13 protein-coding genes are annotated in these 13,455 nt (G+C 65.4%); 3 read left to right on the forward strand and 10 right to left on the reverse strand.

Annotated elements, in window-relative coordinates; genetic code table 11:
* Positions 1–37 precede the first annotated feature (37 nt).
* The 4 genes from araD to ACQR0W_RS27870 are packed head-to-tail and all read right to left on the reverse strand — an operon-like array spanning position 38 to position 4,438.
* Positions 38–1,774 carry an L-arabinonate dehydratase gene (araD, locus tag ACQR0W_RS27855; RefSeq protein WP_316169906.1) on the reverse strand — a complete coding sequence of 579 codons (1,737 nt, stop codon included), beginning with the start codon at positions 1,772–1,774 and terminating at the stop codon, positions 38–40.
* Positions 1,771–2,631 (reverse strand): ABC transporter permease, encoded by an 861-nt coding sequence (locus ACQR0W_RS27860; RefSeq protein ID WP_315750732.1) that lies wholly within the window; start codon positions 2,629–2,631, stop codon positions 1,771–1,773. Before ACQR0W_RS27860 ends, araD begins: the two co-directional genes overlap by 4 nt.
* Before the next feature lie 11 nt (positions 2,632–2,642).
* The gene (locus ACQR0W_RS27865; RefSeq protein WP_315750730.1) at positions 2,643–3,407 is read right to left on the reverse strand and encodes an ABC transporter ATP-binding protein; all 765 of its coding nucleotides are present in this window, start codon (positions 3,405–3,407) and stop codon (positions 2,643–2,645) included.
* Positions 3,407–4,438 (reverse strand): ABC transporter substrate-binding protein, encoded by a 1,032-nt coding sequence (locus ACQR0W_RS27870; protein WP_315750728.1) that lies wholly within the window; start codon positions 4,436–4,438, stop codon positions 3,407–3,409. The genes ACQR0W_RS27865 and ACQR0W_RS27870 overlap by 1 nt, the downstream gene beginning before the upstream one ends.
* 124 nt (positions 4,439–4,562) lie before the next feature.
* On the opposite strand from ACQR0W_RS27870, the gene ACQR0W_RS27875 reads away from it, so the two are divergent.
* From ACQR0W_RS27875 to ACQR0W_RS27885, 3 genes are all read left to right on the forward strand, one after another.
* The gene (locus ACQR0W_RS27875; RefSeq protein WP_316169907.1) at positions 4,563–5,273 is read left to right on the forward strand and encodes a GntR family transcriptional regulator; all 711 of its coding nucleotides are present in this window, start codon (positions 4,563–4,565) and stop codon (positions 5,271–5,273) included.
* Between the two features lie 382 nt (positions 5,274–5,655).
* A complete protein-coding gene (locus tag ACQR0W_RS27880) occupies positions 5,656–6,090 on the forward strand; it encodes a response regulator (protein ID WP_315750724.1) in 435 nt (144 codons plus the stop codon).
* A complete protein-coding gene (locus ACQR0W_RS27885) occupies positions 6,071–9,682 on the forward strand; it encodes a PAS domain S-box protein (protein WP_316169908.1) in 3,612 nt (1,203 codons plus the stop codon). Before ACQR0W_RS27880 ends, ACQR0W_RS27885 begins: the two co-directional genes overlap by 20 nt.
* Before the next feature lie 100 nt (positions 9,683–9,782).
* Here ACQR0W_RS27885 and ACQR0W_RS27890 read toward each other — a convergent pair whose 3' ends face one another.
* From ACQR0W_RS27890 to ACQR0W_RS27915, 6 genes are all read right to left on the reverse strand, one after another.
* Positions 9,783–10,418 (reverse strand): response regulator transcription factor, encoded by a 636-nt coding sequence (locus ACQR0W_RS27890; RefSeq protein ID WP_315717165.1) that lies wholly within the window; start codon positions 10,416–10,418, stop codon positions 9,783–9,785.
* Between the two features lie 461 nt (positions 10,419–10,879).
* Complete coding sequence (locus ACQR0W_RS27895) at positions 10,880–11,389, reverse strand: response regulator (RefSeq protein WP_315716974.1); 510 nt, start codon at positions 11,387–11,389, stop codon at positions 10,880–10,882.
* A 197-nt stretch (positions 11,390–11,586) separates the two neighbouring features.
* Positions 11,587–11,910: a PilZ domain-containing protein gene (locus ACQR0W_RS27900; protein ID WP_315716973.1), complete on the reverse strand. Its 324-nt coding sequence runs from the start codon at positions 11,908–11,910 to the stop codon at positions 11,587–11,589.
* 34 nt (positions 11,911–11,944) lie between these two features.
* The gene (locus tag ACQR0W_RS27905; protein ID WP_315716972.1) at positions 11,945–12,814 is read right to left on the reverse strand and encodes a CheR family methyltransferase; all 870 of its coding nucleotides are present in this window, start codon (positions 12,812–12,814) and stop codon (positions 11,945–11,947) included.
* A 29-nt stretch (positions 12,815–12,843) separates the two neighbouring features.
* A complete protein-coding gene (locus tag ACQR0W_RS27910) occupies positions 12,844–13,233 on the reverse strand; it encodes a response regulator (protein WP_315716971.1) in 390 nt (129 codons plus the stop codon).
* A 30-nt stretch (positions 13,234–13,263) separates the two neighbouring features.
* A partial coding sequence (locus ACQR0W_RS27915; protein ID WP_316205868.1) for a chemotaxis protein CheW occupies positions 13,264–13,455 on the reverse strand: 192 nt, incomplete at its 5' end.

The following is a 13,455-nucleotide window of genomic DNA, read 5'->3' on the forward strand; positions in this document are numbered from 1 at the left end:
GCTCGCCGCTCCGCGGCGCCCCGGAATGACGGGTGAACTAATAAATCGCGGGCTCGCCCACGGGCGCGCCGAAGCCGGTCTCGAGGAAGTCGAAGTCGCAGCCGTCATTGGCCTGCTTGATGTGGCGGGCGAACATCCAGCCATAGCCGCGCTCGAAGCGCGGGTCCGGCGGAGTCCAGGCGGCGCGGCGGCGCGCCAGTTCGTCCTCGGGCACATCGAGATTGATGGTGCGCGCGGCGACGTCGAGGGTGATGCGGTCGCCATTACGCACCAGCGCCAGGGGACCGCCAACATAGGCTTCCGGCGCGACGTGCAGGATGCAGGCGCCGTAGGACGTCCCGCTCATGCGCGCGTCGGACAGCCGGACCATGTCGCGCACGCCCTCACGCACGAGCTTGGTCGGGATCGGCAGCATGCCCCATTCCGGCATCCCCGGCCCGCCCTGTGGCCCGGCATTGCGCAGGATCAGCACATGGTCGGCGGTGACGTCGAGATCGGGATCGTCGATCGCCTTCTTCATCGAGGGATAGTCGTCGAACACCAGCGCCGGGCCGGTGTGCCTGAGGAAGCGCGGATCGCAGGCAGAAGGCTTGATGACGCAGCCGTCCGGCGCGAGGTTGCCCTTGAGCACGGCGAGCGCGCCCTCGCGGTAGATCGGGTTGGATTGCGGACGGATCACGTCGTCATTGTAGACGCCGGCGCCTGTGATGTTGTCGCCCAGCGTGCGGCCGTTGACGGTCATGCAATCCAGATGGAGATGCTCTTTCATCCTGCTCATCAGGCCGGGCAGCCCGCCCGCGTAGTAGAAATCCTCCATCAGATAGGCGTCGCCGCTCGGCCGGACATTGGCGAGCACCGGCACCTTGCGGCTGGCGGCCTCGAAATCATCAAGGCCGATATCGGCGCCGGCGCGGCGCGCCTGCGCGATCACATGGATGATGGCGTTGGTCGAGCAGCCCATCGCCATGGCGACCGCGATCGCATTCTCGAACGCCTGATGGGTCTGGATCTTCGATGGCGTCAGGTCCTCCCACACCATCTCGACGACGCGGCGGCCGCATTCCGAGCTCATGCGGATGTGCTCGGCATCGGCAGCCGGAATCGACGAGGCGCCGGGCAAGGTCATGCCGATCGCTTCCGCGATCGCGGTCATGGTCGAGGCCGTCCCCATGGTCATGCAGGTGCCGTGGCTGCGGGCGATGCCGGCTTCCATCGCGTTCCAATCAGCGTCCGACAGCTTGCCGGCGCGGCGTTCATCCCAGTACTTCCAGGCGTCGGAGCCGGAGCCCAGCGTCTTGCCCTTCCAGTTGCCGCGCAGCATCGGCCCGGCCGGGAGATAGATCGCCGGCAGGTTCATGCTGGTGGCGCCGAGCAGCAGCGCCGGCGTGGTCTTGTCGCAGCCGCCCATCAGCACGACGCCATCGACGGGGTGGCCGCGCAAGAGCTCCTCGACATCCATCGCCAGCATGTTGCGATAGAGCATCGTGGTTGGCTTCAACAGCGACTCCGACAGCGACAGCGCAGGCAGCTCGATCGGGAAACCGCCGGCCATCAGCACGCCGCGCTTGACGTCGTCGACCCGCTGCTTGAAGTGCATGTGGCAGGGCTGCGCGTCGGACCAGGTGTTGATGATGGCGATGACCGGACGGCCCTTCCACTCCTCCTGGGCATAGCCCATCTGCATCACCCGCGAGCGGTGGCCGAAGGAACGGAGATCGTCGGGCGCGAACCAGCGCGCGCTGCGCAGCTGATCGGGGCTCTTCTTGTGGCTCATGATTGCGTTCCCCAGGTCAGCACGGTCTTGCGCTCGATGGTGCGGAAGATCAGGTTCTCGACCACGAGGCCGATCAGGATCACGGTCAGCAGGCCGGCGAACACCGCGGGGATCTCGAGCAGATTGCGGTTCTCGAAGATGAACCAGCCGAGGCCGCCCTGCCCCGAGGAGACACCGAACACCAGCTCGGCCGCGATCAGGGTGCGCCAGGCGAAGGCCCAGCCGATCTTCAGACCCGTGAGGATGGCGCCGAACGCCGCCGGAATCAGGATTCGGATCACATAGGAGAAGCCGCTGAGACCGTAGTTGCGCCCGACCATGCGCAGCGTGTTCGAGACGCTTTTGAAGCCGGAATGGGTGTTGAGCGCGACGGGCCACAGCACCGAATGGATCAGCACGAAGACGAGACTGCCGCTGCCGAGCCCGAACCAGATCAGCGCCAGCGGCAGCAGCGCGATCGCCGGCAAGGGATTGAACATCGCCGTGATCGTCTCGAGGAAATCGGTGCCGATGCGGGTCGAGATCGCGAGCACAGTCAGGATCGCCGCGAGAACGATGCCTGCGGCATAGCCCATGAACAGCACCTTCAGCGAGGTCCAGACGCGCATCGGGATGGTGCCGTCGCGGACCTTCTCCCACAGCGCCGCGATGGTGTCGGAGAAGGTCGGGAACAGCAGGGGATTGTCGAGATAGCTGCCATAGGCCTGCCAGATCGCGGCGAGCAAGACGATGATCAGGCTCTTGCGCACGAAGCCGTCGTTCCACAGCAGCTCGAGCACGCCGAGCTTGCGCGCGACATCTGCAGGCGCGGCGCTCGCGGCCGACGTATCGCGCAGGATGATCTTGGCTTCAGCCATGGGCGCCGTCCTCAATGCGTCGTTGCAGGTTCGGAGAACAAGAGATCATGGATCTGCTTCTCCAGGCGCGCCGCGCTGCCGTCCTCGGCCGAGACCTTGTCGACGTCGACCACCTCGGCCTTGACGCGGCCGGGATGCGGCGACAGCAGCAGAATGCGGTTGCCGATCTTGATGGCTTCGGCGATCGAATGCGTCACGAACAAGACGGTGAATTTCGTCTCGTTCCACAACTGCAGCAGCTCGTCCTGGCAGGTGCGCCGCGTCAGCGCATCGAGCGCGGCGAACGGCTCGTCCATCAGCAGGATGTCCGGCTCCATCGCCATGCCCCGGGCGATCGCGACGCGCTGCTTCATGCCGCCCGACAGCGTGTGCGGATAGGCATCGACGACGCGCGTCAGCCCGACTTTCTCGATATAGGTGCGGGCGCGGCTCTCGGCCTCCTTGCGCGGCATGCGCCGCGCCGTCAGCAGCGGGAACATCACGTTGGCGAGCACGGTCTTCCACGGCAGCAGCTGGTCGAACTCCTGGAAGATCATCATGCGGTCAGCACCAGGACCGGTGATCTCGCGGCCGTTGATGCGCATCCGGCCCTCGCTCGGCTTGATGTAGCCACCGACCGCCTTCAGCAAGGTCGACTTGCCGCAACCGGACGGTCCCAGCAGCACGAAGCGATCGGAGCGGTCGACGGAGAAGCCGACCCGCTCCGTCGCGGTGATCACCGCGCTGGAGGTCTTGTAGCGCAGGGTGACGCCATCGACGTCGAGCAGCGCGGACATCAGTTGCCCTTCAGATCATGCGCGACGGGGAGATAATAATCGGTCCAGGCCTTGGGCTGGGTCTTGATGGTGCCGATCTTGGCGAGATGGGCCGCGAACTTCATGGTGCCCTGCGGCTCCAGATTCCATTCCATCATTCCGGGCTCCTTGAGCCAGGCGAGCAGGTCATCGACCGAGGTCTTGTCGCCGGTGATCTCCTTGTAGATCTCGACCGCCGTCCTGGTATCGCTGCGGATCAGGTCCTGCGCTTCCTTGGTCGCATCGCGCACCGCCTGGATGATCTTCGGATTGGCGTCGGCGAACTTCGTGGTGGTGAAGAACTGCGCCTGGCTCAGCGGTCCGCCCATGACGTCGGGCGAATTCATCACGACATGCGCGCCGGGCACGTTCTTCAATTCGAGGAACGTGTAGGGCGGGATCGAGAAATGATTGTGCACCTCGTGCTGCGGGTTCGACAGCGCCGTATAGGCGTCGGGGTGACCGAGCTGCACGGTGTTGGCGTCGAGCTTGTTCCACTGATCGGCGCCAAACGCCTCGGCGGCCGCGATCTGCAGCACGATGGCCTGGGTCGAGACCTTGACGGTCGGCACGGCGATCTTGTCACTGGGACCGAAGTCCTTGATCGACTTGATGTTGGGATCGCGGCTGATCAAGGTCATCGGCTGCGCCGAGGTGGCGACGATGCCCTTCACGCCGCCACGCGTGCGGTCCCACAGCAGCAGCAGATTGCCGGTGCCGGTGTTGAGGATGTCGACGCTGCCCGACAGCAGCGCATCGGTCTGCGCACCACCGCCGGAGAAGGTCAGCCATTTGGTGGTGACACCGGGCGCGCCGAGCGCGGCCGCATGCTTCTCGATCAGCTTGTTCTTCTCGATGATGTGGCTCGGCATGTAGAAGATGCCAGGCTGGCGCGACAGCGAGATTTCGGTCTTCTGCTGGGCCTGCGCGGCGTCATTCCAGGCCGCCGCGACCAGCAGCGTGGCCAGCAGGCCGGCGGCTCGTGCGGCCGAGCGCGCGAACTTCTCGAACATGGGACATCCCTCCTCGCGTGCCGGCTCCTTCTTGACGGCCGGCGGAGAGATGCACTAATGCATTAGTGCATCTCTGACAAGGGCTGTTCTCCCCCTGCGACATTCGAGCCGGACGTCCCACCAAATGGCATTGCCCGCGACGCCTGCTGCGGTTCTCCCGCCCGAACGGCTCGATCCGAGCCGGCGCGCGGCACCGCAGGTCTTCGAGCGGTTGCGCGACCAGATCATCGCCCTCGCGCTCCCACCGGGAGCGCCATTGTCGCGGCCGGCGCTGCAGGCCGAGTTCGGCCTCAGCTCGACGCCGATCCGCGACGCGCTGATGCGCCTCGCCGAGGAAGGCCTCGTCGACGTGTTCCCGCAGCATGCGACCCTGGTCAGCCGCATCGATGTTGGTCGGGCGCAGCAGGCGCAATTCCTGCGCCAGGCGCTGGAGCTCGAGATCGTGCGCCTGCTCGCGCTGCGGCCTGCGGCGGCGCCGATCGACGAACTCCATGCTCTGATCGCCCAGCAGCGGCGATTCGCCAAGGACGGCGACTTCGCGTCATTCACGGTGGTCGACAACGCATTTCACGAGCGGCTCTACACCGCCGCGGACAAGCACGAGCTATGGACCCTGGTGCGCAGCCGCAGCGGTCACATCGACCGGTTGCGCCGGCTGCATCTGCCCTCGCCCGGCAAGGCGCAGACCATCCTGCGCCATCACAAGCAGATCGTCGATGCGATCGCCGCCGGCCGGCTGGACGACGCGCAGACGCATCTGCGCGAGCACCTGACCGGGACGCTGAGCGACCTCGCGACCATTCGCGGCCGCTGGCCGGACTATCTCAGTGGCTAGCGGCCCCGCCCAATCGGAGGACGTGAGCGGTGTCACGCCGCACGCCGGCATGTCGTCTGTGGCCACTTCGTCCCGTGCTGGTCCGCACCGTCTGTCGCGCCACCTGGGATCGCAAACCCTCACACATGTGCTCAAATATTGTGCATTCCACGCGAGGACGAGGCGATTGTGAAGCGCTCCGTGCCATGCAACTACGGCGCGAGCGCCTCGAATGCAGGCCCGGCGCCCGGATAGTCCACCCTTGTCCCGTACAGGACATCGATCACCGCGCCCCATCCTGCATGTGACTTGCCCGGCGAAACGCTTGCGGCGCGCCGCGAATTGGGCAAAACCTTACAACTGACCGTTGGTCTTGCTGCCAGCCAATCGGGAGATGCGGAGCGTGGCGAAGATTCTGGTCGTGGACGACGATCCGCTCATGCAGCTGACAATTCAGCGCGTGCTCGAACGGGCCGGTCACGTCGTCGGCATCGCCGGCGACGGCCAGAAGGCACTCGTCCGCTTCAAGAGCGAGAGCTTTGACTTGGTGATCCTGGACATCTTCATGCCGGGCATGGACGGGCTGGAGGCGATGCGCTTGATCCTCAAGCACACGCCGGGCGTTCCGATCATCATGACCTCGGGACGTGCCCACACCCCGACCTCGGTGACCGAGCCCGACTATCTTACCATGGCCACCAGGCTGGGAGCGGTGTCCGCATTGCCCAAGCCATTCAAACCGGCAGCCCTCCTGACGATGGTTTCCGAATGCCTGGCATCGGCAGGCGATCGGGCTGCTCGACCCCGGCCAGGCCAAGATGCTGTTCCGAAATCCTGACGGCCGAACCGAAGGGCTCCTGCTCAGCGGCGCGCAGCGCGCGAGCGAGGCGCCGCGGTTCGGCGGCCGCCTCACGCTGACGACGCGGCTGGCGATCGCGATGATCCTGCTGGTCGCGATCGCGGTGTTCGCCGTCGGCTGGCTCGGCTATCGCAGCCTCGAGCGGGCGCTGTTGCCGCGCGCGCTCGATCGAATCGAGTCGCATTCGCGGCTGATGGCGACCGAGCTCGAAAACTATGTCGGCAGCGCCCGGAATGACATCAACGGCTATCGCGCCTCGCCGAATCTGGCGACGTTGATGCGCACGCTGAAGACGGGGGCTCCCGATCCCCGCGAAGGGCTGCCGGCGCAGTCGTGGCGCGAGCGGGTCGCAACGCGCTACTTCGCCGAGCTGCAGGCCAAGCCGACCTACGCGATGATCCGCCTGGTCGGGATCGAGAACGATTATCGCGAGCTGATCCGGGTCGACCGGCTCGGGCCGGGCAACACGGTGCGGATCGTTCCGGAGAACGAGCTGATCACGCGCGGCGAGCGCAACTACATCAAGGAGACGCTGAGCCTGCCGCCCGGCGGCATCCGGCTCTCGCCGATCATTCTCGACGGCAACACGACGGACCCCAAGACAGGCGTGCCGATGCTGTGCGTCGGCACGCCGGTGTTCGCGCCGGACGGCAAGCCGTACGCGATCCTGATCGTCGATCTCGACATGCGCCCGATCTTCGCGCATCTGCGCACGGCGGCCCGCCCGGGCGCGCAGCTCTATGTCGTGAACGCCCGCGGCGACTATCTCTTCCATCCCGAATCAGACCGGGAATTCGCCTCGAAACGCGGCCGATCGACGCGATGGCAGGACGATTTTCCGACGCTCGCCGGCGCGACCGGCAGCGCCGAGGGTTTCGCGCAGATCCTGCACGACGAAGCCGATCGTCCCGGCGGTGTCGCCTTCGCGCCGGCGCTGCTCGCGGGACAGGAATGGGTGGCGGTGATCGAGACGATCCCGAACACCGCCTTCATGGCGCCCGCCCTCGCCATCCGCAAGACGGCGATCGAGGTCGGCCTGATCGCGATGCTGTGCGCGGCCGCGCTCGCCTTCGTGGTCGCGCGCTCGCTGACGCGGCCGATCAACCAACTGACCCAGGCCGTCGAGGGCGTGGGGCGCGGCGAGGCGGTGAATATCCCGCTCGAGGCGGTCGGCGAGACCGGCGTGCTGGCGCGCGCCTTCGCCCGCGTGCTGGACGAGGTTCGCACCAAGACCGCCGAGCTCGAGCGCGAGGTCCAGGAGCATTACCTGACCGAAGCAGCGCGCGACCATTTCGCCGCCCGCGAACGGCTCTACAGTGCCGCGGTGGAATCGTCGAACGACGCGATCGTGACGCTGTCGCTGGACGGCACCATCACCGCCTGGAATCCGGCAGCCGAGGCCATGCTGGGCTACTCCGCCGAGGAGGCCGTGGGCCGCCTTGCGGATTTCCTCGTGCCGCCCGAGCGCATGGCCGAGGCCCAGGACCTTCTGGCGCGCATGGCCCGCGGCGAGCGGATCCAGCATTTCGAGACGGTGCGGATCCGCAAGGACGGTGAGCTGGTCCAGGTCTCGCTCAGCGTCTCGCCGATCAAATCACCGACGGGCCAGATCATCGGCGCCTCCAAGATCGCACGCGACGTCACCGAGAGCCGCCGGACCGAACTGGCGCTGCGCCAGCAGACCGAGGAACGGCGGCGCATCTTCGAGACGTCGCAGGACCTGATCCTCATCACCGACCGCAATGGCATCCTGGTTCAGGTCTCACCGAGTGTGGAGGCGATTCTCGGCTATACGCCGGCGGAGATGATCGGCCGCAGCGGCGCGGATTTCATCCACCCGGACGATCTACCCAAAGCACGCGAGGAGCTTCGCGCCTCGCGCCTCGGCCTTCGGGCGCGCACCTCCGACTGCCGCTACGTCCACAAGGACGGCCGCGTGGTGACGCTGTCCTGGACCTCGAACTGGTCGGAGCCGGTGCAGCGCCACTTCTTCATCGGCCGCGACATGACCGAGAGCCGGCTGGCGCAGGAGACGCTCCGGGAGAGCGAACAGCTCGCCCGCAACATCGTCGAGACCGCGCTCGATGCCTTCGTCCAGGTCGACGACAACGGGGCCATTCTCAACTGGAACTCCCAGGCCGAGAAGATCTTCGGCTGGTCGCGCGCCGAGATCATCGGCAAGGACGTCTTCGACGTGATCACGGTCGGGGACGTCGGCGAGGAGCTGCGCGCCGCGCTCGGCCGCATCCTGATGACCGGACAAGCGAGCGCACTCGGCGTCGGCCGCCGACGCGAGGTCATGGTGAAGCGGCGCGATGGCCGCGAGTTCAAGGCCGAGCTCAGCGTGACCGCGCTGAAGACCCGCAACGGGTTCGTGCTGAACGGCTTCTTCCGCGACCTCACCGACAAGATCGCGACCGAGGAGCGGATCCGCCAGTCCGAGAAGATGGAAGCGATCGGCCAGCTCACCGGCGGCATCGCGCACGACTTCAACAACATCCTCACCGTGATCACCGGCACGATCGAGATTCTCGCCGCGGCCGTGGCCAAGGAGCCGCAGCTCGCCGCGATCACCAGGATGATCGACGAGGCCGCCGCGCGCGGGGCCGATCTCACCCAGCATCTGCTCGCCTTTGCGCGCCGGCAGCCGCTGCAGCCGCGCGAGGTCGACGTCAACACGCTGATGATCGACACGGCCAAGCTGCTGCGGCCGACGCTCGGAGAGCAGATCGAGATCGAGTCCGTCTTCCAGGACGAGACCTGCGTGGCGCATGTCGATCCGAACCAGCTCGCCACGGCGGTCATCAACCTCGCGCTCAATGCCCGCGACGCGATGCCGAATGGCGGCAAGCTCATCCTGGAGACCGGCTGGGCCGACCTCGACGAGAACTACGCAAGTCTCTACGACGACGTGCGGCCCGGTCGCTATGCGATGATCGCGGTGAGCGACAGTGGCAGCGGCATTCCCGCCGCCATCATCGACAAGGTGTTCAATCCGTTCTTCACCTCGAAGGGGCCGGGCAAGGGGACGGGGCTCGGATTGTCGATGGTGTACGGCTTCGTGAAGCAATCGGCCGGCCACATCAGGATCTACAGCGAAGAGGGCCACGGCACCACGATCCGGATGTACCTGCCGCCGGGCAGCGAAGAAGCGATCACGCAGCCCTCGGGCGACGCGCCGGCGATCCAGGGCGGCCAGGAGACGATCCTGGTGGTGGAGGACGACCGGCTGGTGCGCGGCTACGTTCTCGCCCAGCTCCATGCACTGGGCTATGCGACGCTGGAGGCGGCCAATGCCGCCGAAGCGCTGGCGATCACCAATGCCGGAGAGCCGTTCGATCTGCTCTTCACCGACATCATCATGCCGGGGACGATGAACGGCCGCCAGCTCGCATCCGAGATCCAGCGGATTCGTCCGACGCAGCGGGTCCTGTTCACCTCCGGCTACACCGAGAATGCCGTGGTGCATCACGGCCGGCTCGACGAAGGAATTCTTCTGCTGCCGAAGCCGTACCGCAAATCCGAGCTCGCCAAGATGATCCGCAAGGCGCTCGCCGCGACCGAGGCTTGAAAAACCAGGCTTGAAAAACGAGGCTTGGCCAATGCGGCCTGGCGCTTGCGGTTGCCGCTACTCCAGCTTGAGGCCCCGTGCGGGCGGCCCGGCCATCGGCTCAATTGGCGCGCGACGCCGTCATCACGATGCGGATCAGATCGGCCGCGTTGCGCGCGCCGAGCTTCTTCATGATGTTGGCGCGGTGATCCTCGATCGTGCGCGGGCTGATGCCCAGCGTGCGCCCCGCCTCCTTGTTCGAGGCCCCCGCCGTGAATTGTTCCAGGACCTCGCGCTCGCGCCGCGTCAGCGGCTCGCGGCCGGGGAAATGCAGCGAGCCGATCTTCGGCGAGGCATTCTCCTTCTGCCGCCGCGCGAACGCGCCGATCGCCTCGTTCAGACGGGCCACGATCTCACTGCCGCGGAACGGCTTCTCGATGAAGTCGAGCGCCCCGTTCTTGATCGCATTGACGGCCATCGGGATGTCGCCCTGGCCCGAGATCATGAAGATCGGAGCCGGATAGTCCTCGCCGTGCAGTTCCCTGAGAATGTCGAGACCGGACTTTCCGGGGATGTGCACGTCGAGCAGGATACAGGCCGGTGTCCTGCTCCGCGCCACCGCCAGGAGCGCGGCGCCGTCCGCAAAACAGATCACTTCATACCCACCTGCCGACAAGACCATCGAGAGGGTGTCGCGCACGGCTGGGTCGTCATCGACGACAAAAATCTCTCCGCGGGAAGTTGTTTGTTCGGCCATGGGCGATTGCTCTTGCAAAGGAGAAGAAACAATGAAAGCGCGTCTTATGATACCATACTCGTCGGGTGCTTTGGGCACCCGTATTTGTACGGTTTATGATCCTAACCCACAAGTAGTAGCTGCAGATCGGTGATCGCCTTCACGAGACCATGATCTGGACACGATCTCAAGGCAGTCGTCTCGGGCAGCATGCTGCCTTGCAAAAACACATCGACGCCGACAGCGTCATGATCGACATCAAACTCTGATCGCATCAGCGTTGCCCGCGTGCACCACGCCCACAGACATGCTCGGCGGCGGACGCGTGCACGGCCCTCAGCCCACGAAAATCTGCACGGCATTTGACACAAGAGGTACAGCCGTCAGCCGGCCTTGCCCTCGTTTTGATCAGAGATCGGCGGGATTCGGACGTTGCATAGGATTGTGCGCCCTGGACCGCGGCTTGCGCCGATGCAGCTCTGTCAGGACCGATGCTTCGCGGCAACACTTTCGGCTGCGACGCCGCCCCAGGTGTGAACCACGGGCAGGCCGAGCGCAGTCTTGCCGAGATTCGCCAGGCAGATGCGCAACGCCGCCAGATCGACTGGCTTCGGCAGGCTCTGCAGGTCGATTCCGAGCGAGCGCGCGAACACCCGGGCCTCAATTCGCTTCGCCGCATCCATGCCGCTGATCACGATCACGGAACCGGCGAAGCGGGTATCTGCGATGACCTTGAGGACCTCGGTCCCCTCGCCATCCTCGAGCATGAGATCGAGCGTCACGCAGTCAAAGCGGTTGTTGCGCACCTCGCGGATCGCATCGCTGCACGTGGCCGCGACCGTCACGGCGTGGCCGGCCTGCTTGGCCGCCAGCGCGATCAGCGTCCGCTGCGCGGCGTCGTCGTCGACGACCAAGAGCTGCAGCGCGCGCCGTTCGCCATCATCGGCGCGCTCCGACCGGCTGGATGCAAGTTCCGAACTCATGACCGGCATTGGCCGTCCCTGGAAAATTTGACCGACGTCATTGTCATACACGTCCGACCCTGCGGCGACGTAAAGCGGCTCTCCGAAAAAAGGCCACGCGTCTTAGGACTTGCGCAGGACCCGGGCTGGCGCGTCTCCTCGTCGCTCCGCGCGCGGAAGTTTCCCGAGCGGCGGGCGAGCAATGCGCCGTGCTGCCGCAAGGCGAACTAGTTGACGGTCGTTTCCTGGCCGGCGGAAGCGTTGCCACGTTTCTTCTTGTTCTTTCCCTTGATGAACTGGATGTCCATCTCGGAGCCGTTGACCCGGACCAGCTCGCAGCGGCGGTAGGCGAGCCCCGTCGAGGACAGCAGCAGAAAGAACTCTTTCAGATTCAATCCCTGGATCGATCCCTCGACCGTCAGCACCGCGTCGGTGTCCGAGATGGCGTTGAGCTGGCAGTCCCTGCGCCAGGTCCCGTCGATGCCCATGATGCAGACATCGTAACCGCGGCTGAAGGTGACGCGCTCCGTACCTTTGTTGTCGTCAGACATCTTCGCGTCCTGCTCTATTGGGCTGCGGGAACATCTAGTTGCCCGCGGCCGCGATCCTGGGCATTCCCGGAGCCGGCGCCTTCGCCGCGGAAGCGATCCCGCTCGGGCGATACAGGCCACGCCGGTCCGCGAGCGGCTTGAACACGTCGGTGAGGCCGACGACGGTCTCCGCAGCACCGAGTACGAGGAAGCCGTCCGGCTCCATCTGCTTGGCGAGCCGGCCGAAGATGTTGATCTTGGTGTCCTGATCGAAATAGATCAGCACGTTGCGGCAGAACACGACGTCGAACGTGCCGAGCTGTGAGAAGTCGTGCAGCAGATTGAGCTGGCGATGCTGGACCATGCCGCGCACGTCGGAATTGATCTGCCAGAGTTCGCCTGCCTGCTTGAAATATTTGACCAGAAGCTGGATCGGCAGCCCGCGCTGCACCTCGAACTGGCTGTAGAGACCCGCTTTGGACTTCTCGAGCACCTCCTGGGAGAGATCGGTGGCGATGATCTCGATGCGCCATCCACTGAGCGCAGATCCCATCTCCTTGAGCGACATCGCCAGCGAATACGGCTCCTGGCCGGTCGAGCAAGCAGCGCACCAGATCCGGATCGACTTGCGGTTGGCGCGCGCCTTGAGGAGCTCCGGCATGATCACGTCGCGGAAATGATCGAACGGGACCTTGTCGCGGAAGAAGAACGTCTCGTTGGTCGTCATCGCTTCGACGACCTGGCTGATCAAGGCGCTCGACCCGTCCTTCAGCTTCTGGACGAGATCGCTGATGCTGGCCAGGCCGGCCTTGCGCGCGAGCGGAAGCAGGCGGCTCTCGATCAGATATTGCTTGTCGGCAGACAGATCGAGACCGGACTTGTCTCGAAGCAGCTTGCGCAGGAACTCATAATCAGGCTGGTTCACGGGCGGCCTCTTCTGGGCAGACGAAGGGATCAGGCGGATTCGGCTGACAGCGCCTGGATGAGACCAACTTCCTGGAATTTGGCGGCCACAATCTCTTTGTCGAACGGCTTCATGATGTATTCGTTGGCGCCGGCGTTCAGCGCGCGCGAAATGTGATCGATGTCGTTTTCGGTGGTGCAGAACACCACCTTCGGGCCTTCGCCGCCCGGCAGCCGGCGCAGGCGCCCGAGGAAATCATAACCGTCCATGACGGGCATGTTCCAGTCGAGCAGAATGGCGTCCGGCAGGCTCTTGGTGCAGATCTCGAGCGCCCGCTCGCCATCCTCCGCCTCGACGACGGAGAAGCCCAACTCCTCCAGGATACGGCGTGCGATCTTGCGCACGACGCTGGAGTCATCCACGACCAGACAGCTCTTCATTGTTGTCTCCCCTATGGGACGGTTGACGGGCTAGGCGGCGATTGCTGCCTTCGGCAGGAGTTCGAGCACGCGATCGACGTCGAGAATGACCATCAGCTGGCCGTCGAGGCGGTGCACGCCGCCGGCGAATTTCGCCATGCGCGGATCGAGATTGACGGGGTTCTCCTCCCGGCCCTCCTCGGGCAGCCGCAGCACCTCGCCGATCTGGTCGATCAGGAGACC

The sequence above is a fragment of the Bradyrhizobium sp. HKCCYLRH1034 genome (genome assembly GCF_051168375.1).
In the GTDB taxonomy this organism is placed as follows: Bacteria; Pseudomonadota; Alphaproteobacteria; order Rhizobiales; family Xanthobacteraceae; genus Bradyrhizobium.

Excerpts from the sequence above, each read along its gene's own strand:
- araD (WP_316169906.1), bottom strand. The coding sequence starts at position 1,774 with ATGAGCCACAAGAAGAGCCCCGATCAGCTGCGCAGCGCGCGCTGGTTC.
- ACQR0W_RS27860 (WP_315750732.1), bottom strand. The coding sequence starts at position 2,631 with ATGGCTGAAGCCAAGATCATCCTGCGCGATACGTCGGCCGCGAGCGCC.
- ACQR0W_RS27865 (WP_315750730.1), bottom strand. The coding sequence starts at position 3,407 with ATGTCCGCGCTGCTCGACGTCGATGGCGTCACCCTGCGCTACAAGACC.
- ACQR0W_RS27870 (WP_315750728.1), bottom strand. The coding sequence starts at position 4,438 with ATGTTCGAGAAGTTCGCGCGCTCGGCCGCACGAGCCGCCGGCCTGCTG.
- ACQR0W_RS27875 (WP_316169907.1), top strand. The coding sequence starts at position 4,563 with ATGGCATTGCCCGCGACGCCTGCTGCGGTTCTCCCGCCCGAACGGCTC.
- ACQR0W_RS27885 (WP_316169908.1), top strand. The coding sequence starts at position 6,071 with ATGCTGTTCCGAAATCCTGACGGCCGAACCGAAGGGCTCCTGCTCAGC.
- ACQR0W_RS27890 (WP_315717165.1), bottom strand. The coding sequence starts at position 10,418 with ATGGCCGAACAAACAACTTCCCGCGGAGAGATTTTTGTCGTCGATGAC.
- ACQR0W_RS27895 (WP_315716974.1), bottom strand. The coding sequence starts at position 11,389 with ATGCCGGTCATGAGTTCGGAACTTGCATCCAGCCGGTCGGAGCGCGCC.
- ACQR0W_RS27900 (WP_315716973.1), bottom strand. The coding sequence starts at position 11,910 with ATGTCTGACGACAACAAAGGTACGGAGCGCGTCACCTTCAGCCGCGGT.
- ACQR0W_RS27910 (WP_315716971.1), bottom strand. The coding sequence starts at position 13,233 with ATGAAGAGCTGTCTGGTCGTGGATGACTCCAGCGTCGTGCGCAAGATC.